Origin of the sequence: Desulfovibrio mangrovi (assembly GCF_026230175.1) — a bacterium.
GTDB lineage: Bacteria > Desulfobacterota > Desulfovibrionia > Desulfovibrionales > Desulfovibrionaceae > Halodesulfovibrio > Halodesulfovibrio mangrovi.
Window position 1 is genome coordinate 543,764 of record NZ_CP104208.1, and the last position, 24,249, is coordinate 568,012.

A 24,249-nucleotide genomic window follows, 5' to 3' on the forward strand; every position below is an offset into this window, starting at 1 on the left:
TACTGGAGAGTACTCATATGCTGACTCCTGCAACAGTTGCCCTTATTGCCCTTGCTGTGCTGCTTATCGTCGTTCTCATCAAGGGAGCGGTGATTGTACCGCAGAAAACAGCGGCCATTGTGGAACGTCTGGGCAAGTACAGTCGTACCCTGGAGGCCGGCTTTCACGTACTTATCCCGTTTGTTGACCGCACTTCCTATACCTTCAGCCTGAAGGAAAAGGTGGTGGATGTGCCCGCGCAGATCTGTATCACCAAGGATAACGTGAGCGTAGAGGTGGACGGCATCATCTATCTGGAAGTGCAGGATGCCTTCAAGGCCGCCTACGGCATAGACAACTACCTGCGTGCCGCTTCGCAGCTGGCGCAGACCACGCTGCGTTCGGCCATAGGCAAGATCGATCTCGACAAGACGTTTGAGGAGCGCGAGAAGATCAACAATGAAGTCATTGACGCCATTGATCAGGCGGCCATGACGTGGGGCGTTAAGGTGCTGCGATACGAAATCAAGGACATCACGCCGCCCCTGTCCGTGAAGGAAGCCATGGAAGCGCAGATGACGGCGGAACGCCAGAAGCGCGCCAATATCGCCACCTCGGAAGGGGTGCGGCAGAGCATGATCAATCAGTCGGAAGGCGAAAAACAGAAGCAGATCAACGAGGCGGAAGGTAAGGCTGCACAGGTGACGCTGGTCGCCGAGGCCGATGCCAAGCGTATCGAGATGCTGGCGAGCGCCACGGCACAGGGTATTCGTCTGGTGGCAGAAGCCATCAAGGCCGATGGCGGACTTGAAGCTCTGAATATGCGGCTTGCCGAGCAGTACATCAAGGAGTTCGGCAACCTTGCCAAGCAGACCAACACCGTGCTCATGCCTGCCAACGTCTCGGATGTGGCAGGGGTCATTGCCACCGCCATGTCTACGGTGAAGGAAATGAAGGTCAAAGTGGAGTGAGGGAGTTTTCCCACATCCGGGCACCAGCTATAAAGGCCGGAAGCGATGTCGCTTCCGGCCTTTTTTTACTGGAAATCCGGGACAAGCCGCCTTTATTGCCATCTGCCGATCGAAGGGCAGGGGGCTGGACATCAGCGGGCTTGCGGCGTCAGGGATACAGCAGGCAATTGGGTGGTTGCCTCTTGTCCGGCGGAGTGATGCGTTTTGCTGTTCTTGATTGTTATCCCAATTCTCAGGCGTCCAGCACTTCGCGGACGATGCGCGAGAATTCGGCCAGTTCAAACGGTTTGAGCATGATCTTGCGTATGCCGTGCTGCCCTTCGCGTATGGAGCGCAGCGCTTCCGAGTAGCCGGTACAGAGAATGACGGGCAGGTCGGGGCGGATGGCATAGACCGACTCGGCGAGCTTGGAGCCGGTGAGTCCGGGCATGGTCTGGTCGGTGACGATCAGGTCGAAGGCATCGGGGGTCGCGGCCACCCGCTCCAGTGCGGCACGGCTGTCGGTAAGTCCCGTGACTTTGTAGCCGAGATCTTCCAGCAACTGGCTGTTGATGGCGACGAGATCCTCTTCGTCGTCCACAAGCAGGATGCGGCCCTGTCCGTGTACGGCAGCTTCCTCTTCTCCGGCCACTTCCGCGTCTGCCTTTCCGGCAAGGGGGAGCAGCAGGGTGAAGGCTGTGCCTTTTCCTTCCTTGCTGCGTGCGGTGATTTCGCCCCCCATGCTGCCGATGATGCCGTGCACCATGGCGAGGCCCATGCCGGTGCCTTCGCCTTGCGGCTTGGTGGTGAAGAATGGATCAAAGATGCGGTTCAGCAGGTCGGCGGGAATGCCGCTGCCGGAGTCCGAGACTTCAAGCTGGATGTATCTTCCCGGTACGAGTTGGCTGGTGGGCGTGATGTCACGTTCCGTCAGCGTACGCGGACGGGTGCTCACACGCAGCACGCCGCCGGTTTCGCGCATGGCGTAGGCTGCGTTGGTGCCGAGGTTCATGATGATCTGATGGATCTGGCTGGGGTCCGCCATGAGAGTGCCCTCCGCCTGCAGGTCCGCCTCAATGGTGATGGTCGAGGGCAGGGACGTGCGCAGCAGGTTGAGTACCTCATGAATGAGCGGGGCCAGTTCCACGCGGCGGCGTTCCGGTTCGCGGCGGCGGGAGAAGACCAGAATCTGGTTCACCATCTCGCGTGCGCGTGCGGCTACCTTGCGGATGCGTTCAAGATTGCTTGCGGCGCGGCTGTCCGGAGAGACTGAAGGCAGCGCGAGCTCCGCATAGCCGGATATGGCCGCGATGATGTTGTTGAAGTCATGGGCAATGCCACCTGCGAGTGTGCCCAGTTCCTCCATCTTCTGGCTCTGGCGCATTCGGGTTTCCATGCGCAGCTTTTCGGTAATGTCTCTTACTACTTCCACAATGTTAATGACCTTGCCTTCGTCATCAAGCACGGGGGTAATGGAAAGGTCGCCTTCAAGCAGACTGCCGTCTTTTCGCTTGTACGTTGTCTGGCCGCGCCATACTTCACCTTTGCCTATGTTGTCCCATATGCTCCGGTAGAAGGAATCGTCGTGCCTGTCGCTGCGGACCATGGCGATGTGCCTGCCTTTGAGCTCGGCTTCGGAGTAGCCGGTCATGGCCTGAAATGACGGGTTGGTGTATTCCACGTATCCCTGCGTATCCAGAATGAAGATGCCGTCCTCGGTCTGCTCCATGGCAGCAAGCATGCGCATGCGGTCCTTGAGCTCCTTCTTGAGCTCTTCGGTGCGTTGCTGCACGCGGCGTTGCAGGGTGCGGTTCCATATGATGATGGACACAAAGGTGAAGATCACGAAGAGCACGCTGCCTGCCACATAGAACCAGAAGCGCTTGTTCTGCAGGAAGAAGGACATGTAGTTCTGGTCCAGACGCACCCAGCGGCGATAGATGGTGCTCTGTTCGGCAGGGGTGATGCTGTCCAGCCCCTTTTGCATGATGCGGGCGAGAATGGGCCAGTCGGAGCGCACGGCAATGCGGTTGAAGATGGCAAATTCCGTATGTCCGGCAACGCGAAGGTTGGTAATGCCCTTGTCTTCGATGAAGTAGCTGGCCTGCGGCAGCGAGATGATGGTGGCGTCTATTTCGTCAAAGGAGACATGCAGCAGGGCGGCAAGGTAGTTGTAGACCGGCTGGATGTGGATTGTCGGATAATATTTATGGATGTAGTCGATGACCGCGTATTCATTGGGCAGGGCAAGTTCCATGCGTTTTTCGCGCATGGTTTCCAGCGTGAGGAAATCCTTCTGGCTCTTGTTGACCAGAATGACGGTGGGCAGTTCCAGATAGGGTTTGGTGAACTGCATATAGTCGATGCGCGCCGGATTGCCAGCAAAGGCCGCGATCATGTCTATCTCGCGATTCTTTGCCATATCGAGGAGTTGCTTCATGTTGTCCGGCTCCACGATTTTGAACTTCACGTGCAGCCGTTCTTCCAGCAGGTGCATGTAGTCCGCAACCATGCCACGGTATTCACCGTACTCATCCAGATATTCCAGCGGCCGGGAGGCAGGGGTGGCGGCAACCACGAAGGTTTTGTCATGCTCCGTGAGCCAGACCCGCTCTTCAAAGGTCAGCGGGTCCTTCCAGCCCTGATGCAATGGCAGCAGGTTCAGGGCGAAGGCTGAAATGAAGATGATGACGAGCACTGCGAAGCCGAATCCCCAGAATGGGAGATACTGTTGAGAGAGCAGGCTGGCGAAACGGCCCTTGGGGGCGCGTGCCTGCTTCCCGTTGCGGGACTTGTTTTTCCGGCTATCGCTTGTGCGGGTGGTGTTGGACATTCTTCCTCCACATTTTTCAATAATACCCAGATGCATGAAGCTTGCCAAGAAATGAATTTGTTTGCTTAATCAATCATTGTTGTTCATGGAGATTGTCATGCGGAAGCGTGCGCAGGTTTTGTGTCCCGAAAAAGTGAACATGCCCTTTAGTGTCCCGTCATTCCTTGGTTTGAGGGGCGCGTGACCGGTTGTGGTGCGGGATGTGCGGGTTGATTGTCTCGCCTGTATGGTGCATTGAGCTTTCCACAAGGACAGCAACAGCGTACACTGTGCCGAACAGGCAGGTATGGAGACGACATGGCCCGCATTCTGATTATTGATGACGATCCGGATATCAGCACGATCATTGCCCAGTTGGCAGAAGACGCAGGGCATGCGCCCTTTACTGCGGGAACACTGGGTGAGGGGTTGAGCCGCCTGCGGTCCACGGCCATAGATCTGGTGTTTCTTGATGTGCGCCTGCCGGACGGCAGGGGCATTGACGCGCTGGCGGATATCCGCAAGTCGGACGGGCAGCCTGATGTCATTATCATTACCGGGCTTGGGGATCCGGACGGCGCGGAACTGGCCATTCAGAACGGCGCGTGGGATTACATCGAGAAAGGCAGCACGCTCAAGCAGATTGCCTTTTCCATGGACAGGGCGCTCAAGTATCGTGAACGCCATCGCCAGAGTGATTCCGGTTCACTGAAGCGGGATAAGCTTGTAGGCGACAGTCCCGCGCTGCATGCCGTGCTCGAGAATCTTGTTGTGGCGTCGGCCGGAGAAGCCAGTGTGCTTATTACCGGCGAAACGGGCACCGGCAAGGAAGTGGTGGCCCGTACCGTACACGAGAACAGCAACAGGGCCTCCGGTCCCTTTGTGGTGCTTGACTGCGCCTCCATTCCCGCCAATCTGGTGGAAGGCGAGCTGTTCGGTCATGTGAAGGGCTCGTTCACCGGTGCCACTGCCTCGCGTCAGGGCGTGGTTGGGCAGGCGGACGGCGGTACGCTGTTCCTTGACGAAGTGGGCGAACTGCCGCTGGCCATGCAGGGGGCCTTCCTGCGCGTGCTGCAGGAAAAGCGTTACCGCCCTGTAGGCTCGACACGCGAACTTGTCAGTGATTTCAGGTTGGTGGCCGCTACAAACAGGGATCTTGAGGCCATGTGTCGCGCGGGTACCTTCCGTACTGATCTTTTTTATCGCATAAAATCCTGCGCCATTCTCATGCCCCCGTTGCGGCAGCGGCTGGAGGACGTTCCGGCGCTGGCACGGCATCATCTGGATGCCATCTGCGCCCGATACGGCTGGCCGTCCAAGAAGCTTTCCGAAGAGTTGCTTTCACTGCTTATGCATTACGAATGGCCGGGCAACGTGCGTGAACTGGTGCAGACTCTGGAGCGAACCGCCGTGTTTGCTGCGGAGGAAGAAACCATCTATCCCGAGCACTTGCCCGTGGATATCCGCGCCCGCGCGGCCGGTCGCATGGTGCAGCGCACCTGCGCCGTGGAAGAGGGCGGAGCTGTGTCGGCCGCTGAAGGCGTTGCTGCCCCTGAAACAACGGGGGTTGCGGTAAGGGCAGACGATGCCGCTGCCCATGCAATCGGAGAACTGCCTGCAACGGCTGCGGTTCCCCAGTCTGATATCGTTTCCCGTTACCTTGATTCCGGCGGTCCCTTCCCCTCGTTCAAGGACTATCGTACCGCCTGCATTGATCATATTGAAAAAGCCTACCTTGAGCGTCTGCTTGATGAGGCCAACGGTTCCATCAAGGAAGCCTGCAAGCTTTCCGGCCTTTCCCGCACCCGTCTGTACGTGCTGATGAAGTCGCATGGGGTGGGGAGAGAGTAGGGCGTTATACCGAGATTGTTTTTCATGCCCCGCCATCCGGCGGGGTTTTTTGTTCCGTCCTGCGGGACTGTCCCGTAATTGTGAACATCGCATAGATTGCAGTGTCCCGTTTTTGTGAACATTTGGTACGCCGCACAGGTTCACAAAAGCGGGACTCTTACGTCTGTTTTGCTCTTAACATGTCGTATATTCGTGGGAAATCGAGTTTGGCACCAATCGTGGATTGGTGCGGCGTACAGGCTGAACTGCCAGCCTGAAAGGGAATATGTGTAGGGAGTAGAGTCCGCATTCAGGACTCTCTAAACTAAAAGACATTTTTAGGAGTTCATCATGAAGCGTATTGTTGCCGTACTGCTTTGCATGGCAGCCGTTTTCGGTCTGACCGCGTGCAACGACAAGCCTGCCGAAAAGAAGGCTGAGAAGGTTACCCTGAAGTTCGCCACTCAGCACCCCATTGAGCACATGGCTCACAAGGCCGCTGAGCGCATCAAGGCTCGTGTGGAAAAGGAAACCGAAGGCCGTGTGGAGATCCAGATCTTCCCCGCCAACCAGCTGGGTGACGCTTCCCAGATTTACGAAGAAGTCATCCGCGGTTCCATCGACATCGCGCACATCACTGTGCCGGACCAGTTTGACTCCCGTCTCGGCGTAGGCTTCCTGCCCTTCATCGCCCGCGACTACGACCAGATTCGCAAGGTTTTTGCTACCGAAGCCTTTATTCCCCAGGAAATGGCTAAGATGCATGACAAGCTCGGCGTAAAGTTCTTCAGCTACTTCGGCGAAGGCTTCATCGGTGTGGGCACTGTTAAGCCTCTCGAAGCCATCAACGTTGCAGGCACCGAAAAGGGTCACATGATCCGCGTTCCCGGCCTGGACGTGTTCAAGTTCGGCGCAGAAGAGCTGGGCTTCCGCACCACCTCTCTGCCTTACGCCGACACCTATTCCGCTCTGCAGACCGGCGTTGTTGACGGCTGGCTCGGTGGCCCGCCCAACCTGAACTACCTGGGCTTCCGCGACGTCATCAAGCACTTCTACCAGTACAACGTAAACTTCGAATCTACCCAGTACGTCATGAACAAGAAGACCTTCGAAGGTATTGCTGACGCTGACCGCGCAGTAGTCGAGAAGGCATTCGTGGAAGAAGGCCAGCAGTCCTTCCTCATGGCTGAAAGCGAAGACCAGATGTACCGCAAGAAGATGCAGGAAATGGGTATCGAGGTTGTTACCTTCTCCACTCAGGAGCTGGAAGCAATGGCTAACTACGTACGCGAAAAGGCTTGGAAGCGTCTGGAAGCCAACCTTACCCCCGAACTGCTCAACGGCCTGAAGGCTTCTTACAACAACTAAACCTCCTCCAGTTTCCCGACCAGTATCTGTAACAGGATACGTCACTCCCAGTACGTGCGGCGGGTGTCCGGAATACCCCCGGACAACCGCCGCACCTTTTCGAAACGGTTCTTATCCCAACCAAAGGGGAAAAAAAGTGAACGCCATCAACTCCAATCCCGTGCAATTTTTCTGGAAGGGGCTCAACAAGTTCCAGAAGATTATTATGGCCACCACCAGCATCTGCATTGTGGTCATGATCTGTATTGCCGTGGTCGCACGATATATTTTCGGTTCCGACTTCTACGGCGCAGAAGAGCTCATCCAGATGCTTGCCTTCTGGCTCTACTTCATGGGCGCGGCCCAGGGCAGCCGCGAGCGCAGCCAGATTTCCGCCGACATTCTCACCTGCTACATCACTGACGACAAGCGCTGCCGCATGGCGCATCTGCTCAAGGATTTCATTTCCACTGCCATCTGTCTGCTGGTGACGGTATGGGCGCTGCAGTTCGTTATGTGGGGTATGCAGATGGGACCCAAGTCTCCTGTGTTCCGTCTGCCCATGCTCATTCCGCACATCGCGGTAGGGCTCGGTTTTGTTCTGATGTCCATGTATCAGGTTGTGTACCTTGTGCAGGACGTTGCTGCCCATGTGCGTCTGGCGCGCGTGGAACGTTAGGAGGGAAGTAGAAATGACAGTTGCAATAGCCATCGGTATCCTTATGTTCACGCTGTTCATCGGCGTGCCTATTCCCTTCGCCTTCTTCGGCTCCGGCGCCTACCTGATTTTTGCCGGCGGATATGACCCCGGATTCCTGCTGCCTTACGGTTTCGCCAAGATGAACTCCATCGTGCTGCTTACCATTCCGCTCTTCATCATGGCAGGCGGCGTAATGGACAAGGGCGGCATCGGCGACAAACTCGTGGAAGTTGTCGATACCATTGCCGGCCGCATCCGCGGCGGTCTGGGCGTGGTAACCGTTGTTACCTGCGCCATCTTCGGTGCCGTAACCGGCTCCTCTTCCGCCACTGTTTCCTGTATCGGCTCCATCATGATGCCCAAGCTGAAGCAGGCCGGTTACCCCATGGGCCATTCCGCTGCACTGCTCGCAAGCTCCGGCGTTCTGGGTATCCTTATTCCCCCGAGCATGCTGATGATTCTGTATGCGTGGATGGGTAACCAATCCGTTCTCGCCTGCTTCCTCGCTGCCTTTGTTCCCGGTCTCATCCTGACCGTGCTGCTCAGCCTCGTGAACCTGTTCCTGCTGCGCAATAACAAGAATATCGCTGTGTCGCCTGCCATGGACATGGCCACCACCGCCAAGACTTTTGCTACCAAGAGCGCCAAGGCTTCTCCGGCCCTGATGATGCCCGTGATCATTCTCGGCGGCATCTACGGCGGCATCATGACTCCCACGGAAGCTGCAGCCGTTGCGGTTCTCTATGCCATCCCCGTGGCCATGTTCGTGTACCGCGGCCTCAAGGCCAAGAACCTCATGTATACCCTGATTGAATCCGCCACCACCACCGGCGTTATCATGGCCATGATGTTTGCGGTTATGATCCTTTCCCGTCTGTACATCATGGAAAACCTGCCCGATCAGATCATGGGCGTGCTGACTTCCATTTCTGACAACAAGTTCGTGCTGCTGATGATGATCAACGTGTTCATGCTTATCATGGGTATGCTCATGGACGACGTTTCCGGTGTGCTGCTTGGTACCCCCATTCTGGTTCCCCTGATCATGAAGCTTGGTGTTGACCCCATCCAGTTTGCCGCTATCATGGGTGTTAACCTCGGCATGGGTAACGTTACGCCGCCCACGGCTCCGCTGCTGTATCTCTCGGGCCGTATATCCGGCGCACCCGTGACCGAAATGCTGAAGCCCACGTTGTACCTCATTCTGTTCGCATGGCTGCCTACGCTGCTGCTGACCACCTACGTGCCTGAAGTGTCTCTGACCCTCGTGCATTACCTGATGGGCAACTAGGCAAAAGGAAAATACTGAAATGCGTAGCTTACGGGAATTGTACCGCATTGGCGTCGGGCCTTCTTCCAGCCATACCATGGGCCCCAAGATCGCAGCAGAGCGTTTTCTGGAGCGCAACCCCTCGGCTGTCTCCTTCAAGGTGTATCTGTATGAGAGCCTTGGTGCCACCGGCAAGGGTCACCTTACTGACTGGGCAGTGCAGCAGGTTCTGGGACCGGACCGGACGGAAATCGTCTGGTGTCCCGAACTCAAGCAGCCCCTGCATCCCAACGGTATGCTCTTCGAGGCGCTTGATGCCGAATGCAAGGTGATCAATTCGTGGACCGTGTACAGTGTTGGAGGTGGTGCCATCCGTGAGGAAGGCGAAGCTGCCGATGCAGGCCAGCATGTTTACGATCTGCCGGATATTGCCACCATAATGGCGCACTGCGAAGACAAGGGCATTACCTACTGGGAATATGTGGAACGCTGCGAAGGGCCCGCCATATGGGACTTCCTTGGCGAAGTGTGGATGACCATGCGTTCCGCAATCGAACGCGGGCTTGATACGCAGGGCGTTCTGCCCGGGTCCATAGGTCTGCGCCGCCATGCGTGGAGCTACTACCGCAAGACCAAGCTTGCCGGCCCCGACATGCAGCAGTCCGGTCTGCTCACGGCCTATGCCATGGCGGTTTCCGAAGAAAACGCCGCGGGCGGCACTATTGTCACCGCACCCACCTGCGGGGCATGTGGCATCGTGCCTGCCGTGCTGCACTACCTGCAGCAGACCGGTTCCCTTTCCGACAAGGATGTGCTGCGCGCTCTGGCTACGGCAGGTCTGTTCGGGAACGTGATCAAGCATAACGGCTCCATCTCCGGCGCTGAAGTGGGTTGCCAGGGTGAAGTGGGCTCTGCCTGCGCCATGGCTGCCGCTGCCGCGACCCAGCTTATGGGCGGTTCGCTGCGTCAGGTGGAATATGCTGCGGAAATGGGGCTTGAGCACCACCTTGGGCTCACCTGCGACCCGGTGGATGGTCTTGTGCAGATTCCCTGTATCGAACGCAATGCCTGCGCCGCCAGCCGTGCCCTTTCCTGCGGCCAGATGGCTATTCTCTCCGATGGCTCGCACCGCATTCCCTTTGATGAAGTGGTGCACGTCATGACCCAGACCGGGCATGACCTGCCCAGCCTGTACCGCGAAACCTCCACCGGAGGTTTGGCTCAGGCCTACTTTGCTCGAATGAAAAACAAGGCATAATACGGAAAAGCGCCCCTCCTCCGCATGCGGATGGAGGGGCTTTTTTTACAGGAGCTCATGGATGGAAAATGTGATTTCCGAACCGGCCAGCATATTCAATGACGTAATCGGTCCTGTCATGACGGGGCCTTCAAGTTCGCACACCGCCGGTCCCGCCCGCATAGGCAAAGCAATCCACGGGCTGGTAGGCGGGATAAGCAAGGCGGTTATCCATTTCAAGAAGGATGGTTCGTACCCGGGCACATACCGTGGGCAGGGTACGGACAAAGGATTCATCGGCGGTCTGCTTGGATTCGGTCCCGAACATGAGCTGCTTGGCGACTCGCTGCAGGAGGCAGGGAGGCGGGGGCTGGAGTTCGCCTTCGAGATTGAGGAGAACAGCCATCCTAATCCCAATACTGCCCGCATTGTAGTTGAGGATGCAGCCGGAAATGAGCGTGAGTTTCTTACGGAATCCACGGGCGGCGGCATGTTCCGGATCGTTGCCATGGACGGCTTTCCCGTATCTGTCACCGGAGAATTTTGGGAACTGTTTGTCCAGCATCCGCTATCTGTCGCGCTTGATGAGCTGAATGCGCAGGCGCTGGGCTGTGGTTGCCGTATTGTCCGGCAAGAGAACTCCTCGGGTTGCCTGTTGCAGGTGACAGGGCAGGCCCCCTTTGCTTCCGCCCTGCTGGACGCGGTTAATGCGTTGCGGGACGAGACTGAATGCCGCGTCTCCTTTCTTGACCCGCTGTTGCCGGTAGCCGGGAAATTTCGGTATGATCTCCCGTTCTTCACGGCGGCGGAGGCCCTGAAGACGTGTGGAGATACCGCTGCCACGGCAGCCGGATTGGCTCTTGACTATGAGCGGGCACGGAGCGGATGTGGTGACGATGATATTTTGTCCCGCATGGTGGATATTGTTCGCGTGATGCGGCGTGCCTCCGTTGCAGGAATGGAAGGGGAACTGCCTGTTTCCGGCTTCCTGAAGCCCAAGGCGGCGGCAATGGCACGGGCGGTGTCTGAAGTCAGGCTGGCAGATCTGGGCGTCATGAACCGTGGTATGGTTATCGCCACAGCCATCATGGAATACAACAGCTCCGGTGGGATCGTGGTTGCGGCACCCACAGCCGGTTCCTGCGGTGTGCTCCCCGCAGCGGTTCTTTCGCTGGCAGAGAGCATGGGGCTCTCAGAAGCTGAACAGGCCGAGGCCATGCTGGCCGCAGGGGTGGTGGGCGTATTTATTGCGCATCAGGCTACGTTCGCGGCAGAGGTCTGCGCCTGTCAGGCGGAGGTAGGAGCGGCGAGCGCCATGGCTGCGGCGGCAGTCGTGCAGATTTTGGGCGGGAATGCCTCTCAGGCGTTTTCCGCTGCCGGGCTTGCTTTGCAGAATGTTCTGGGACTCATCTGCGATCCGGTTGCAGGGCTTGTCGAGATTCCCTGCATCAACCGCAACACCATGGGAGCGGCCAACGCTGTTGCCTCCGCCAACATGGTAATGGCCGGGTTTGACCCTGTCATTCCACTGGATGAGGTTGTCGCCACCATGCTTCGGGTGGGGAATATGCTGCCTGCTGAGTTGCGGTGCACCAACAGGGGCGGGCTGTGCACGACCCCTACTGCTTGTAGGATTCAGGACTCGCTGTCCGCAAGATGATGTTCGAATCCGTTTAATACGACGGATGAGGGAATGCGCATACTTGAAACAGCCGGATACCAATCCGGCTGTTTGCGTTTGCAGGAGGAGGCAATTGCGCCCTTGGTGGGCATGGGCAAACTCTCTTCCACTGATCACCGATTGTAATTGTTGCAATGTGACAAATTTGTAATTGCAAAATTGAGAGGTTAAATGGGGGCGAAGTGCATGCTCTGGAGTTGAATGTCGCAGGATAACAGACTATTTTATGCAACAGTCTTGTGATATACAAAATTGTCAAAATTATTGTCGTACAATTGACAATATTGTAATCATATGGCTTGGTGAACGGAGTCCTGAATCGTACGCCTGAGAGTTCCGATTGCTAATCTGCTGATATAAATCAATTAAATTATATCGATGCGTTTCGGCACTCCCTTTGCTTGTAGCGAGGGCATGCATGAAATCTCCCCCCTCAAACTAAAGGTGTTGTCAGAACTTGGCGGCATAGTCGGCAGGGCTCTCAGGCTTGAGCGCGCCTTGTACGAAGTGCTTTCTGTTCTGGGGAGCCACCTTTCCATGAAGCATGGAACCATTTCATTGCTGAATCGGGAACGTACGGCAGTGGTCAGCTGTGTGTCGCATAACCATTCCATGCGTGATCAGAGCAAAGGGATGTGTCGTCTGCCTGATTCGGAGATCGTGAAAACGGCTCTGAAGGGGCAGCCGTTCGTGGTTATGGAGGGTAATGCTGCGCCGGTGACACTTGATGGGGCTGTAGCCAGAAGACTTGTGCGCCAGAAGGTGGCCATGCTCGGTGTTCCCGTCATGGAGCATGGCCGGGAGGCTGGTCTCGTGGCTGTGGACCGACTGTTTGAGTCTCCGGTCTCCATTGATGCGGATATGGAGTTTCTTTCCATGATAGCCGCGTTTGTCGGGCAGCTCGTCTGTCTCAATAACGCGGTTGCGGAGAGGATGGATGAGTTGAAGCGGGAGAACGTGGCCTTGCGGTATCGCGTATCCGGCGAAACCCGAAAGGGATACGTGGTGGCCCGCAGTGCGTCCATGTCCGAGGTGGAGTGCCAGATGGAACAGGTCGCTGCTTCGGACGAGCCAGTGCTGATCGTCGGTGAGGCCGGAGTCGGTAAGGCTATGCTGGCCGCCCTTATTCATGATATTTCCGAGCGTTCCCGCCATCCGTTCGTCCGTGTCGATTGTCAGGCTGTGTGGCAGTCTCAGGGGAATGCGGCGTGGGGCAAAAGTCCTTTGGCTGGTGGTGATGCCTTCGCCGTCCACTTTGCTGAGCGGGTTGAGGCGTCGCATGGTGGAACATTGTGCGTTGAACATATGGAATTTCTTCCTCCTGCAGTGCAGGCCCTGTTGCTCAGGGTGTTGCAGGGGCAGGAGCTTGAGCGCGCGGGCTGCAATCTGGTGCGCCGTGTGGATGTGCGTGTCATTGCGTTGAGCGATTCGGATATTGTGCAGGATGTCAGAATGGGCCGCGTCAGTCCTGAGCTCTACGGGATGCTTGCCGGCAGCCAGATACACGTTCCCCCGTTGCGCGAGCGTAAGGAGGATTTGTCGGCACTGCTGAATCACCTGATTGCGAAGGTGGATCGCGAGTACGGGCGGCACTTGAGCTTTGGTGCGGATGCGTTGGAAGTGCTGCAGCGATATGATTGGCCCGGCAACGTCAGCGAGGTTGAGATGGTCGTTGAGCGTCTGGCTTCCATGACTGACGGCGAGCGTATCGGTGCGGCGAGCCTGATGTCGCTGCTTGGCGGCGAAGGTGCAGGCACCGGAAGAAAGGGTGGGGCGACTGGAGCCGCTTCGCTGAAAGATATGGAGCGCAAGGAAGTGCTGAGCGCGCTGCGCCGGACGGGCTGGGTTCAGTACAGGGCGGCGGAAGAGCTTGGACTCACCCCGCGCCAGATGGGATATCGCATCAGAAAGTTCGGGTTGGAGAATATGGTGGCTTCCGAGCGGGCGCGTGTTCGTTGAAATTGCGAAGCTGATGTTTTTGGTTTGTGCAATTAGGTGAGGTAGAACTGTATATTTGTCCTTTTTCCCCTTGCCGTGCATGAGGAAGGTGCGCTAAAGCCGCGCACGCATGCAGCAGGGGGAATGCAATGAAGGATAGAGCTGTGTTATTTGACTGGGGCGGAACCCTCATGACCTCCATGCCCTATTACATGGGGGCGGGAAGAGGTTGGTCCGCTGTTCCGGCCGTAGAGGGCGCGCTTGAGACAGTTCGGGCGCTTAGTGCCTCGTGGACCATTGGGCTCGCATCGAATGCGTCCGAATCCGATGAAGATGAAGTGCGGACAGCGTTGGACACTATCGGTCTCGGCTCGCTCATGGACAGGATATATACATACCGTCGGGTAGGCAGGCCGAAACCGTGGCCTGATTTCTGGCGCTACGTTCTCTCTGATCTCGGGTTGCAGCCTTCCCGCGTTGTCATGGTTGGTGACAACTACATGGATGACGTGTGGGGTGCCTCCAATGTCGGTATGCACGCTGTGTGGCTGAACCTTGATTCGGCTGATGTGCGCACAGGCGAACGCTACCGGACAATCCATTCTTTTGCGGAATTGCCCGGAGCGCTTTCCGAGATGGGCTTTGTATAACGCCCCGACATTGATAATGCATAAAAAAAGCCGGACATTGGTCCGGCTTTTTTTGTGTCATTTGGGCAGATGCTACACGATAGAGCCGAACGAGTGGATCACGTTCTTGCGGAAGGCGCGGGTTCGCCAGATCTCTTCAGCGCCGGCAGTGCTCAGGTCGCCGCGAACAGCGGAACGCAATTCGTCCTGCTGCGCAGGCGTTAGTTTGAGCAGCTTGATGTCGCCAAGCAGGGCAAGGGGATCGGAATAATCCTTGGGCATGGGAGTGTTCCCGTTGTCGTGATACAGGAAACTGATGGTTGCCTTGGGACTGGTCTTGAGGCGTTCGATAAAAGTAAGCATGGTCATTCTCCCTTCCGGAGCGTCTGGCTCCCGGCAATCGGACAATCTGGCCGACGTTTTAGCTGTCATTGTTGTTCAAGCGGCAAGCCGCTTCGGTGGGCGCGCAATAAGTCACAAATCCGCCCGCCGGTATTACCGTTCCCGTCATTTCAGCGCTCCTGCAGGACGCAGGCTGCCGTTTTTCCGGTACTCCAAGAAAAAACGACCCCTCATGCCGAGAGGCCGATTGCATTACGTAATCTGGCCTCATGGTACCATGGTTGCATGGTTCGGCTTTGGCACCTTGCCTGGGGCAGGTTGCCGGACGGTCTCAGGGCCATTCCCTCGCGTCCTCGTCATGAGTGCTGTTGCTTGCTTGTAGGAAAATGATTTACAGTTGTCAACAAGGAAATTCGGAAAAAATTATATAGTAATTAATTTAGATGGTTATGGTTAAGAAAATCGATTTTAGTTGTCCTTTTAGGTACTACTTTTTACCATCTTGTTCACAAAAATGTAGTTGCTGCTAGTACTACTATCAAAATGGCTTTGCTGGTCATTCAGCAGGCAATAGGATAGGCAGAAGCCTGCATTGCATAATCCAGCAAGGAGCTTGTTGCCGATGGGCATTCTTACCGGGCGGCATCGCATGGGGACCGCCGCCCTCATCATGGCCGGCAGTGTGTTTCTGTCCCGCTTCATGGGATTGATCCGCGATAAATTCATATCCTACTATCACGGGGCTTCCGTGGAGTCGGACATATATTTCACCTCGTTCGTCATTCCGGATTTCCTGAATTATCTGCTTGCAGGAGGGTATTTTTCCATAACTCTGATTCCTCTGCTGGCTGAGTATTTTGAACGGGACGAGCGCGAAGGCTGGCAATTCCTTTCCGCCGTACTGTGTTGGGTGGCGTTGGTGGCTAGCCTGCTGACGGGGGCGGCGTGGATGGCAGCACCGTGGCTGTCGAAGCTTGCGGCTCCCGGTTTTGATACCGCCTCGCTTGAGCGCCTTGCATCCTTTCTTCGCATCATTCTGCCTGCGCAGGTGTTCTTTTTGATCGGAGCCTGCCTTTCCGGCGTGCTGTACATGCGCAGGCAGTTTTCCGTGCCCGCTTTGACGCCGCTCGTATACAACGCCTGCATCATTCTTGGCGGCTGGCTGATGATCGATTCCGGTATGGAAGGTTTTTGCTGGGGCGTGCTGGGCGGTGCGGCAGTAGGGAGCTTTCTGCTGCCATTGATGGCTGTGCGTTCCGGTGGCGGCATGCGGCTTTCTGTCTGCTTCAGACATGCCGGAGTGTGGCGTTTCATGCTGCTGGCGCTGCCCTTGATGATAGGGCAATCCATTGTGGTGCTGGATGAGCAGTTTGTGCGTATTTTTGGCTCCCTGACAGGCGACGGTGCCGTCAGTCTGCTCAACTATGCCCGGCGCATCATGCAGGTGCCCGTGGGCGTGGTGGCGCAGGCTGCGGGGGTTGCTTCCTATCCCTTCCTTGCCTCGCTGGTGGCGAAACGCGAGACGGCTCAGTTCAACAGCACGCTCAATACGGCACTCAGAAATACCATGCTGATCATCGTACCGCTTTCGGCATGGATGATCGCGGCTGCGGAGCCTACGCTCCGGCTTATTTTCCAGCAGGGCGGCTTTGGGGCCGAGCAGACGCTTGGTGCAACACCGCTGTTGCAGGTTATGCTGGCTGCTGTTGCCTTCTGGGGCATTCAGCAGATCATGGGGCGCGCCTTTTATGCGCACAAGGATACCGTAACCCCTGCTGTGGTCGGTACCGTGGCAACGGCTTTGGCGCTACCTGTGTACTGGTGGCTTGCCAACGTTCTGGGGGCGTTGGGGGTTGCGCTGGCTGGCTCCTGTTCCGTTGTGCTTTATACCGTGATGCTGTCTGCTGTGTGGCGGCGCAGGTTCGGGGGCGAAGCCTTTGCGGATGTGCCCATGGTGCTCGCCAAAGTGGTTGTGCTGAGTCTTCCGGCTGCCGTGTCTGGCTGGTGGACTGTGAGCAAGGTGGGCGGCTTCTTCCCGCAGGCCCCTCTGACGGGAGCCTTCATGGCCCTTGCTGCCAGCGGACTGCTCTTTTGCGTCGTGTACGCTGTCGTTGTCCGCTTGTTTGCCCCGTCCATGCTGTCGCCCGTTATGGAGATGGTACGGAGGAAGCTGCGGCGATAGGCGGCAGGGGTGTTGCAAACACATTTATACGAAAAAAAAACGCCTCCCGATCGGGAGGCGTTTTTGTGTATGTGTGCAACAGGCTTGCTACTGTTCCAGACCGCCCATATCGGGGCCGTCAAACATGGGGCCTGCACCTGCGGCTTCCCATTCCGCCTCAAGGGCGGTGAGCTTCTCGTCCAGCCAGTCATACATGGCCCGGGCCGTATTGTAGTTCATGACGACACGGGAATGGATATTGCGGATCACGACCTTGTGTTCGTTTTCCATGGGTACCATTTCATGGCCGATGCTTCCGTCCGGGGCGATGATCCGCTCTGACGTTGTGGGAAGCTTGTCGCTCTCCGTATAGAAATTCAGCTCAACTTCGCCGTGTGGATTCACGCCGCCCCAAACGCCGTGGGCGTATTCCAGTTTGGCGTCCTTTTCCATTTCGTATTCGTAGCGAATTCGCGCGGGGAGTTTGTATCCCTTGCTCATGTCGTCTCCTTTCTATGTGATTGCGGCAGTGGGCCGCTGAAGCTTGGCGGTTGTTGTGCGGCTGAATCAGGATGCGGTATCAAGCAGTCTTCCGGATGTCCTTTCCGGTGCCACCAGCGGGGTCTGCTGCGCAAGAGGGCCTGCGGAGGGCAGTTGGCCGGCTCTTGAACGGGCAATAAAACCGGCATCCCACTTCGCCTCGGCATCCGCAACCATATCGCCGATGATGATGGCGGTGTCGTCCATGAGCGTGGTGTATGGACGGCGGCTGAACGGCAGGCGCTTTATTCCCTCCATCCCCAGATTGAGCAGGGAGCGAATGATCAGGTCTTCAGAGTGCCTGATCCGTTCGGGGATGACGGGAGGAAGGGCCATGGTATCTGTCCTGTTGGAGTGACGGCGGATATGCCTGTGCCATACCCGTACAGGGCCATGTGCCGGTTGCATACCGGACAACCGTTCTCAACACATGATAGGGCAGGCAGGACGTGAAGTAAAGAGTATGTGAGATGCCGCATCCTGCGCTGCTGGGCGGCTGGTCTGCCGCGCTTGCGGCTTGACGTATGGGCTGGAATGCCGCAAAGTCTCCGCGTCTTCAACCATAAACTCAAGTCGGGGATTATATATGGCCGATTATACCAGTGAAGTAATGGAAGTACGACCGTATCTGGACATGGAGTTGCTCATGAGCGTGAGCCAGGAGTCTCGCGTTGATGGCAGCACCATGGACCACATGGGGCAGCTTTGGGAAAAGTGGACTCCCCATCTCTCCGCACGCAAGCTCAAAGTGGGCAAGATTCAGTATCTTGCCGTGTGGCTTGATGACGTTGTGGAAGCTGATGTGGATTCCATCTGGGATGAATCCCCTTCCAGTGCCTATCTTGCCGGTAGCCTTGCGCAGGTTATGGTGATGTGCGCAGTGAACCAGCTGCTGCCTGAAGTGCAGGATGCCGGATGTGCACCCGCGCCCAAACCCACTGACGGGCTGGTTGATGCCCTGGAAGCGGAAGGATGTCCCTATAACGAACAGGGAACCATGCTCGCCCGCAAGTTTGCTATCATTACGCACTACCCCTTCAAGGGCGCGTGTGAAATCTGTTATCTGCAGAAGGATTGTCCCAAGGGTTCCGGCAATCAGGACTCCGGTTCCATTGTTCTGCCCGGTTACGAGCGGGGCAAGGAATAGCCGGTTTTCGCCGCCGATTCCTTTTCAGACCCTTTTCAGATCCTTTTCAGATCATTCCGATCGTTCAACCCGGAGGTGCACCTGTGCTTCCGGGTTTTTTTGCAGCCAGTCTCCGGCGGCCACTGTGCTCAAGGCGCCTTCGGGGGTGTTGATGGACAGCGCCTCGTTTTCCGGATGCTCTTTCAGCAGCTTGGCGATGCGCCACGCCACCGAGGTCACTCCCCGCTCAAGAAAGGACTCTCCCTGTTCCTGCATGATGAGGTTGAACAGCAGTAACGTGATGGTTCCTTCCTCCGCCTGTGTGACGATTTCTGCCTTGCGGGTAATGTCTCCCCGCAGAGCCGCATACGGGCTGTTACGCCGCATGGCAATGCCGGCGGCACCGGGCAGGGCGGCTGCAAGCCCCATGCGTGCGCCGTCGTGTACTACTGCCGTATCAATGTCATCCACGGGCATGCCATCAAGAAAAACCGTTTGAATACGGTCTTCTACATATTCTCTCGGTATGCCGAACCCTTCTTCGAGCACCTGCCTTGCCGTTTTGTTTATCAGGGTGCGTACCTGAACACCGTGCTGGAGGATGTAGCTCCAGTGTCTGATCCCACAATCAGTCGTTCGTAAGAATAATTCGTTTTGAGTCATTTTGAGTTATTTTTGGTTTGAATGAGTTTGTATTGGGATTATTTATTACACAAGATTACTGTAACAGACGATATGTGAAATGCAATTATCTGTAGAACTGACTTTTGAAATAGTGTATAGTAACGTTACTTTGCTCTGTATATCATGTTTATCGTGGTAGCAAATACATACTACATTGAAGGTGTGGGCTGCACCTTCTCAACAAAGGGCTAGAGGTAAAACACATGTCCAAGATTCTCAGAATCAATACCAAGGATCGCTCCTATCGTTTCGAAGAACCCGGCCAGTATGCCGGTATGGGTGGCCGCGGACTTACGTCCCGTCTGGTGCTGAATGAAGTGCCCGCCGATATCCACGCCCTGAGCGGGGACAACAAGCTTGTTGCCGCCATCGGCCTTCTTTCCGGCACTGCTGCGGCGAACTCCGGTCGTATTTCCGTTGGTGCCAAGTCTCCGCTGACCGGTACCATCAAGGAATCCAACTCCGGCGGTTCCTTCTGTCAGAAGCTCGCCCGTCTGAACATTCTGGCTGTGGTGCTGGAAGACAAGCCCGCCGATGACGCAGATTTCTGCAACATCGTTATCACCAAGGAAGGCGTGACCTTTGAAGACGCCGCTCCCATCGTGGGCAAGGGCACCTATGATTCCATGGATTTCATCATGGAAAAGTACGGCAAGAAGGCTTGCGGCATGCTCATCGGACCTGCCGGTGAAGCCTGCCTGACCGCTGCTTCCATCCAGTTCTCCGACCCCTGGGGCCGTCCTGCCCGTGCTGCTGGCCGCGGCGGTCTCGGTGCAGTTATGGGTTCCAAGAAGGTCAAGGCCATTGTCGTGGACGACACCAATGGCGAGCGTTTCGGCTACGCCGACGAAGAGAAGTTCAAGGCCGCTTCCAAGCGCTGGGCTGAAATCCTGCGCTCCCATCCCGTTACCGGCGAAGGTCTGCCCGGATTCGGTACCGCGGTTCTGGTGAACATCGTTAACGAAGCCGGTGCGTTCCCCACCAAGAACTTCCGCGGTGGCCGTTGTGATCATGCTTCCGAGATTTCCGGCGAAAAGATTGCCGAATTCATCACCAAGCGCGGCGGCAAGGTCAAGGAAGGCTGTCACGCCGGTTGTATCATCCAGTGTTCCCAGAACTACGTGGATGAAAAGGGCGAGTACCTGACCTCCGGCTTCGAATACGAAACCGTGTGGGCTTTCGGTGGCAACTCCCTGATCAAGGACATCGACCAGATCGCCGCCCTTGACCGCGCCTGTGACGACCTTGGTCTCGACACCATCGAGACCGGTAACGCCGTGGCCATTGCCATGGACGGCGGCGTGATTCCGTGGGGCGACGGCATCGCCGCTCACAAGATGCTGTACCGCATTCTGGATAAGAATGACTACCTCGGCAAGATCATCGGCAGCGGTGTGGACTTTGCTGCTCAGGCTTTCGGTGTGGACCGCGTGCCCACCGTCAAGGGTCAGTCCATGCCTGCATACGACCCCCGTGCCGCTAAGGGTATCGGCGTAACCTACGCCACTACCACCATGGGTGCGGACCATACCGCCGGTTACGCCATCTGCCAGAACCTGCTCAAGGTCGGCGGTGACGTGAACCCGTTGGGCAAGCAGGGGCAGGTGGAAACCTCCAAGGCGCTTCAGATTGCAACCGCAACCGTGGACGCTCTGGGCCTGTGCCTCTTCGTTGCCTTTGCCGTGCTGGATACTGCTGATGCCGCTCAGGTTATCTGCGATATGGTCTCCGCACGTCACGGTATCGAGTTCACCACCGATGACTTCGGCGCACTGGGCATCAATACTCTGAAGGATGAACTGGCATACAACCGTGCCGCCGGTTTCACCAAGGAAGACGACCAACTGCCCGCCTTCATGATGAAGGAAAAGTTGGCTCCCCATAACGTCGTGTGGGACTTCACCACCGAAGAACTGCAGGGCGCTCTGGTCGACTAGACCAGTTAAGACCGCTATGAAACGAGGCCGGACAGCTGTTGCTGTCCGGCCTTTTCATTTGGGGCGGAAGAGGGAGGACTCGCGTGCAATGCTATAAGGTGGAGAGCATAGTGCTTTCCGCAGTGGGGCGCAGGGTGAGGTGCTCAGGACAGGGGGACTTGTACAAAGCGGTTCGAGGGAGTAGCATGCTCAGTCAGTCCATGTCATTTCAACATGTTGTCAAGCAACGGAGCGTCCGGTGATTCCAAGACTGAACATCAGGCAAAAGATCATCCTCGGTTTCCTCATACCGTCCATCTGTCTTGGGGTGCTGACGGTCGTGTCGTATTCCAACCTGCTGCTTATCGAAAAGAAGACGTATTCGGTCGAATTCATCGACGATATGGAGAACTTCATTCTCGAGTTCCGCAGACAGGAAAAGAACTTTTTGCTGTATGGCGAGAAGAGCAGCTACGACCTTGCCATCCGTGAAGTGGATGCCACGCTGGAGATGCTGCAACATCTGGACGCCTTCAGCCTTGATGCCCACGTTGAGGCAATGATTGGGGAGCTGCGTGACAGGATAGAGCAGTACCGCGCCCGCATGGTCCGCATGTATGAGGTGGCCAGTTCCGGCGGTAAGAATCTGGATACGGAAATCGACAAGCTGCGAGACATCGGCAAGGATCTTGTTGATCTGGCCGTGGAGATATCCAAGCTGGAGCGCAGCAATATTCTCAAGATCAACAAACACCTGAGAAGCCAGTTGGTATTCTCCATCATGGGTGTTTCCATACTGTTCCTCATCATTTTCTATATTGTGAGTACGCGGGTTCTCAAGCCCCTCAAGATCATCGAATTGACCACCATGCAGATAGCCCGCGGCAACTTCCAGCCTTTAGAGGTGCGTAAGGCCAACGACGAAATCCGGCAGGTGCAGGAGGCGTTCAACCGCATGGTGCAGGAGCTTGAGAAGCGTCAGGACCAACTCGTGCAGGCGCAGAAGCTTTCGTCAATCGGCACGCTGAGTGCGGGTATTGCCCATCAGGTGAACAACCCTCTCAACAATATTTCCACATCTGCACAGATTCTGCGGGACGTTGTGAAGGACAGTGTTGATCCTTTCGGGATGAAGATGCTGGGCAACATTGAGACCGAAACGGCCCGGGCCCGCGATATTGTGCGAGGCTTGCTGGAGTTTGCGCGGCATACGGAGCTGTCCATCAAGCTGGTCCCCCTGAAGGGCGTGGTGGACAAGGCCGTTCAACTGGTCTCTTCACAGGTTCCGCCCGGCGTTACGGTGACGGTGAATGTGCCGGAGGACATCCGTCTGGAACTGGACCCCCAGCGCATGGGCGAGGTGCTTCTCAATCTTGTTCTGAACGCCATTCAGGCCATTGAAACCCTGCCGGGAGAGATATCCCTCTATCTGGGCAATGATGCGCCGGAAAACATGGTCACGTTGATCGTGGAGGATACGGGCAAGGGCATCAATGAAAATGACCTGCCGCATATCTTTGACCCCTTCTTTACCCGTAAGGAAGTGGGTAAGGGCACGGGGCTCGGGCTTTCCGTGGCGTACGGCATCATCGAAGAGTTCAAGGGCAGGATTCGGGCTGAGAGTCAGGAGGGGGTGGGCACACGCTTCATGATCGATCTGCCGTTGCCTTCTGCCAGTGCGGACGGGGGCGAGCAATGAACCACTCGCGCATCCTGATTGCGGAAGACGAGATGATCGCCCGTGAAAACCTTTCCCACGTACTGACCCGCAAGGGGGCTGAAGTCGTCGCGGTGGAGAATGGCCGCAAAGCCATGCAGGCTCTTGCGGGCGGAGAATTTGATCTTGTCATATCCGATCTGCGAATGCCGGATATGGATGGCATGCAGTTGCTGGAGCATGTAAAGGGCACGGCACCTGACACCGAAGTGATCATCATCACCGGTTATGCCTCCATTGAAACTGCCGTGGAAGCCATGCGCAAGGGAGCGTATCAGTACCTTGCCAAGCCTATTCGCTTGGACGAGGTGTGCGTCATGGCGGAGAAGGCGCTGGAAAAGCGCCGGTTGCGTCAGGAGGTGGACTCTCTCCGCAGACAGCTCAAGGCGTCTGATGCACCTGTCATCATTGGCCACAGTCCTGCAATACGGGCCCTTAAAGAGAATATTGAACAGGTTGCGCCGGTGGATTGCACCGTGCTTATTCTGGGTGAAACAGGCACCGGCAAGGAGTTGGTCGCCCGTTCCCTGCATGCGGGAAGCCAGCGCAGCGCCAACCGGTTTCTTGCAGTCAACTGTGCCTCGTTCACGGAAGAATTGCTCGCCAACGAACTCTTCGGCCATGAGAAGGCTGCCTTTACCGGAGCGCAGACCATCAAGAAGGGGCTGATAGAATCTGCGGACAAGGGTACCTTCTTTCTTGATGAAGTGGGCGATATGCCGCTCAGCATGCAGGCGAACCTGCTGCGTGTGCTGGAGACCCGCACTCTGCTGAGGGTGGGCGGCACCACCGATATTCCTGTGGACGTGCGCATTGTTGCTGCCACCAACCGTGACCTCAAGCTTATGGTGGAAGAGGGGACTTTCCGGCAGGACCTGTACTACCGTCTGAACGTCATTACGTTGCGTGTGCCTCCGCTTGCGGAACGCAAGGAAGACGTGGTGCTGCTGGCCAGCTTTTTTGCCAACCGTTTTGCCTCAGCGTTCGGCAAGAATATTACTGAGATAGATGACGAAGCCCTGCGCATTCTCATGCATTACCCTTTTCCCGGCAATGTGCGCGAACTGGAGAATCTGATGGAGCGGGCTGTTGTGCTTTGCAACGGCGATACCATCGGCGTTGCGCATCTGCCTCACGACATGCGGGATGAACAGCATCTGACACGTCCCTGCGCGGGTGCAGCCTTTGAATTCGACGGTATTGTTACGCTGGACGAGAACGAGCGGCGTTACCTTGTATGGGTGCTGGAGCAGACGCAAGGCAACAAGACGCGTGCTGCCGAGTTGCTGGGGCTGAATCGCGGTTCGCTCTGGCGAAAGCTCAAGCGTTTCGGGCTGGACGAATAAGGGAGAGAGTGGATTAAGGCTGTGATGGTTTTGCAGTCCAACCT

The 24,249-nt window shown here is 56.6% G+C and carries 19 protein-coding genes and 1 riboswitch; of the genes, 14 read left to right on the plus strand and 5 right to left on the minus strand.

Annotated elements, in window-relative coordinates; all coding sequences use genetic code 11:
* Positions 1-17 precede the first annotated feature (17 nt).
* Positions 18-950 carry an SPFH domain-containing protein gene (locus tag N1030_RS02550; RefSeq protein WP_265827466.1) on the plus strand — a complete coding sequence of 311 codons (933 nt, stop codon included), beginning with the start codon at positions 18-20 and terminating at the stop codon, positions 948-950.
* A gap of 232 nt (positions 951-1,182) precedes the next feature.
* Here the strand turns inward: N1030_RS02550 and N1030_RS02555 are convergent, their stop codons facing one another.
* Positions 1,183-3,762 (minus strand): ATP-binding protein, encoded by a 2,580-nt coding sequence (locus N1030_RS02555; RefSeq protein WP_265827467.1) that lies wholly within the window; start codon positions 3,760-3,762, stop codon positions 1,183-1,185.
* Between the two features lie 297 nt (positions 3,763-4,059).
* Between N1030_RS02555 and N1030_RS02560 the strand changes: the two genes are divergently transcribed.
* The 8 genes from N1030_RS02560 to N1030_RS02595 all read left to right on the plus strand — a co-directional run bounded on the left by N1030_RS02560 (position 4,060) and on the right by N1030_RS02595 (position 14,394).
* A complete protein-coding gene (locus N1030_RS02560; protein WP_265827468.1) occupies positions 4,060-5,592 on the plus strand; it encodes a sigma-54-dependent transcriptional regulator in 1,533 nt (510 codons plus the stop codon).
* A gap of 330 nt (positions 5,593-5,922) precedes the next feature.
* Positions 5,923-6,939: a TRAP transporter substrate-binding protein DctP gene (dctP, locus tag N1030_RS02565; RefSeq protein ID WP_265827469.1), complete on the plus strand. Its 1,017-nt coding sequence runs from the start codon at positions 5,923-5,925 to the stop codon at positions 6,937-6,939.
* A gap of 136 nt (positions 6,940-7,075) precedes the next feature.
* Positions 7,076-7,597, plus strand: coding sequence for a TRAP transporter small permease (locus N1030_RS02570; RefSeq protein ID WP_265827470.1), 522 nt, complete (start codon positions 7,076-7,078; stop codon positions 7,595-7,597).
* A gap of 13 nt (positions 7,598-7,610) precedes the next feature.
* Positions 7,611-8,909, plus strand: coding sequence for a TRAP transporter large permease (locus N1030_RS02575; protein ID WP_265827471.1), 1,299 nt, complete (start codon positions 7,611-7,613; stop codon positions 8,907-8,909).
* 19 nt (positions 8,910-8,928) lie between these two features.
* Positions 8,929-10,146 carry an L-serine ammonia-lyase gene (locus tag N1030_RS02580; protein ID WP_265827472.1) on the plus strand — a complete coding sequence of 406 codons (1,218 nt, stop codon included), beginning with the start codon at positions 8,929-8,931 and terminating at the stop codon, positions 10,144-10,146.
* Positions 10,147-10,207: 61 nt separating this feature from the next.
* Positions 10,208-11,785 (plus strand): L-serine ammonia-lyase, iron-sulfur-dependent, subunit alpha, encoded by a 1,578-nt coding sequence (locus N1030_RS02585; protein WP_265827474.1) that lies wholly within the window; start codon positions 10,208-10,210, stop codon positions 11,783-11,785.
* Between the two features lie 435 nt (positions 11,786-12,220).
* Positions 12,221-13,765 carry a sigma 54-interacting transcriptional regulator gene (locus tag N1030_RS02590; RefSeq protein WP_265827475.1) on the plus strand — a complete coding sequence of 515 codons (1,545 nt, stop codon included), beginning with the start codon at positions 12,221-12,223 and terminating at the stop codon, positions 13,763-13,765.
* Between the two features lie 128 nt (positions 13,766-13,893).
* Positions 13,894-14,394 carry an HAD family hydrolase gene (locus tag N1030_RS02595; protein WP_265827476.1) on the plus strand — a complete coding sequence of 167 codons (501 nt, stop codon included), beginning with the start codon at positions 13,894-13,896 and terminating at the stop codon, positions 14,392-14,394.
* Between the two features lie 72 nt (positions 14,395-14,466).
* On the opposite strand, the gene N1030_RS02600 is transcribed toward N1030_RS02595, so the two are convergent.
* Positions 14,467-14,742: a hypothetical protein gene (locus N1030_RS02600; protein ID WP_265827477.1), complete on the minus strand. Its 276-nt coding sequence runs from the start codon at positions 14,740-14,742 to the stop codon at positions 14,467-14,469.
* A gap of 237 nt (positions 14,743-14,979) precedes the next feature.
* Positions 14,980-15,080: riboswitch (SAM riboswitch) on the minus strand.
* A 257-nt stretch (positions 15,081-15,337) separates the two neighbouring features.
* Here N1030_RS02600 and murJ point away from each other — a divergent pair.
* Positions 15,338-16,897, plus strand: a complete 1,560-nt coding sequence (murJ, locus tag N1030_RS02605; RefSeq protein ID WP_265827478.1) for a murein biosynthesis integral membrane protein MurJ — start codon at positions 15,338-15,340, stop codon at positions 16,895-16,897.
* Positions 16,898-16,984: 87 nt separating this feature from the next.
* Here murJ and N1030_RS02610 read toward each other — a convergent pair whose 3' ends face one another.
* Both N1030_RS02610 and N1030_RS02615 read right to left on the minus strand, forming a co-directional pair.
* On the minus strand, positions 16,985-17,377 hold the full coding sequence (locus N1030_RS02610) for a hypothetical protein (RefSeq protein WP_265827480.1): 393 nt from the start codon (positions 17,375-17,377) through the stop codon (positions 16,985-16,987).
* Between the two features lie 66 nt (positions 17,378-17,443).
* Positions 17,444-17,752, minus strand: coding sequence for a hypothetical protein (locus N1030_RS02615; RefSeq protein ID WP_265827481.1), 309 nt, complete (start codon positions 17,750-17,752; stop codon positions 17,444-17,446).
* 250 nt (positions 17,753-18,002) lie between these two features.
* Between N1030_RS02615 and N1030_RS02620 the strand changes: the two genes are divergently transcribed.
* Positions 18,003-18,563 carry a hypothetical protein gene (locus tag N1030_RS02620; protein ID WP_265827482.1) on the plus strand — a complete coding sequence of 187 codons (561 nt, stop codon included), beginning with the start codon at positions 18,003-18,005 and terminating at the stop codon, positions 18,561-18,563.
* A 51-nt stretch (positions 18,564-18,614) separates the two neighbouring features.
* Here the strand turns inward: N1030_RS02620 and N1030_RS02625 are convergent, their stop codons facing one another.
* Positions 18,615-19,091: a hypothetical protein gene (locus tag N1030_RS02625; RefSeq protein ID WP_265827483.1), complete on the minus strand. Its 477-nt coding sequence runs from the start codon at positions 19,089-19,091 to the stop codon at positions 18,615-18,617.
* Positions 19,092-19,429: 338 nt separating this feature from the next.
* Between N1030_RS02625 and N1030_RS02630 the strand changes: the two genes are divergently transcribed.
* From N1030_RS02630 to N1030_RS02640, 3 genes are all read left to right on the plus strand, one after another.
* Positions 19,430-21,163 (plus strand): aldehyde ferredoxin oxidoreductase family protein, encoded by a 1,734-nt coding sequence (locus N1030_RS02630; RefSeq protein WP_265827484.1) that lies wholly within the window; start codon positions 19,430-19,432, stop codon positions 21,161-21,163.
* Positions 21,164-21,401: 238 nt separating this feature from the next.
* A complete protein-coding gene (locus N1030_RS02635) occupies positions 21,402-22,841 on the plus strand; it encodes a sensor histidine kinase (RefSeq protein WP_265827485.1) in 1,440 nt (479 codons plus the stop codon).
* The gene (locus N1030_RS02640; RefSeq protein ID WP_265827486.1) at positions 22,838-24,205 is read left to right on the plus strand and encodes a sigma-54-dependent transcriptional regulator; all 1,368 of its coding nucleotides are present in this window, start codon (positions 22,838-22,840) and stop codon (positions 24,203-24,205) included. Before N1030_RS02635 ends, N1030_RS02640 begins: the two co-directional genes overlap by 4 nt.
* Positions 24,206-24,249: the final 44 nt, after the last annotated feature.